At 36.1% G+C, this 1485-nt stretch carries 2 protein-coding genes; both read right to left on the reverse strand.

What is annotated here, in order from left to right; translation table 11 throughout:
• Positions 1-297, reverse strand: a 297-nt coding sequence (locus INF68_RS23050; protein WP_193525486.1) for a glycosyltransferase, incomplete at its 3' end; no start/stop codon positions are given.
• A partial coding sequence (locus INF68_RS23055) for a flippase (protein ID WP_193525487.1) occupies positions 294-1485 on the reverse strand: 1192 nt, incomplete at its 5' end. The genes INF68_RS23055 and INF68_RS23050, both read right to left, overlap by 4 nt.

Below are 1485 nucleotides of genomic sequence, written 5' to 3' on the forward strand. Positions count from 1 at the left end.
GCGTTCAGAAGGCCATATATCATCCTGGTCACAAAGGAGAATATATTCTGCAGTAGTATGCATTAAAGCCTTGTTAAAATTCTTTATGACTCCGCCTTGTCTGGACTCATTGACAATATTAATACGCCTATCATTTTGCATTAGCTCTTTAATAATAGCGATGGTAGAATCAGTTGAACAGTCATCACTTATTAAAAGTCGCCAGTTAGAATACGTTTGTTTTTGTATCGACTCAATTTGCTCACGTATATATTTTTCACCATTAAAGGTGGCTAATGCAATATCAACTTGTTTCATTTTCTTCCCGACAATATAACTAATAGAATCAAATCACACAAAGTCCGTACCGACCAGGCAATTGCTGTGCCTATTATTCCGAATTTTACTGTCAGTATGGATAACAATGAAAGATAAGGTATTAACTCTATTAAATGTAATGCTGCTGTAGTTTTTGCTTTACCAAGAGCCTGGAGGCTTACATAGGGTATTTGTGCTAGTGCATTAAAATAAAAACCGATTAAAAGTATCTGTAAAACATTAGCGGCCAGATGTGTATATTCGGGCCCCATCCATATACCCATAATCAGCGAGGAGAATAAAACACCAACTATAACGATTGGTAAGCATATTATACTTATAATGAGATAACTTCTGAACTGAAGAGATCTTCTCTCGTTTTTATCAGAACAATATGATAGTTTTGGGAAAAGAGCCCTAGCCAAGGCATAAGGTATATTAATTAAGCGTGAAACGCCTTCTGATGGGGCGCTGTAAAATGCAATTCTTGATGCCCCCATCAAATGTGAAATGATAAAGCGATCGAAATATGCCATTATCGGGCTGATGATATTACTCACTGTAATCCATCCGCCAAATGAGATAAGCCTTTTTAGGGTTATAAAATTACATGCGAATCGTGAACTATAGATTATATTCTTACAAATAAATGCAGTTAGTAAAAAAGAAAATATCCGCCCCAGAATCAATCCATATGAAGCATATATAAGCGTCGGCTTAATTAAACACATTAGGGCTGGCAATAATGCCAGGCAAGTACTTGAAATTACTCGTTGGATATTGATATTTGCAAACTTTTCCAATCCTTCGAGATAACCTAACCAGACCTGATTTAATAAATAGAAAGGGATTATAAAAGACACTATTAAAAATGTTTTTATGGCTTCACCCTTCAAATTCGGGGTGACATTTAGTAACTCAACGATCTTTGTAGTCGAGAGAGCCATTATGAATAATGCAATTGAACCTAAAATTACAACAACCACGCTCGCGGTAGATATAATATTCCTCTGTTCTTCAGTATTTTCTCTATTTAACGATACTTCTCGTATAACTGCACGACTTATTCCTGCATCAAAAATACTTGCATAGCCAATTAATGCAAAAACTAATGTGAATAATCCAAAAGCCTCTGGCCCCAATAATCTGGCCAAAAGCCCCAAAGCTGGAATGGCGACTACTGTAGGA

Origin of the sequence: Enterobacter cloacae complex sp. P16RS2 (assembly GCF_014982155.1) — a bacterium.
Taxonomy (GTDB): domain Bacteria; phylum Pseudomonadota; class Gammaproteobacteria; order Enterobacterales; family Enterobacteriaceae; genus Enterobacter; species Enterobacter cloacae_M.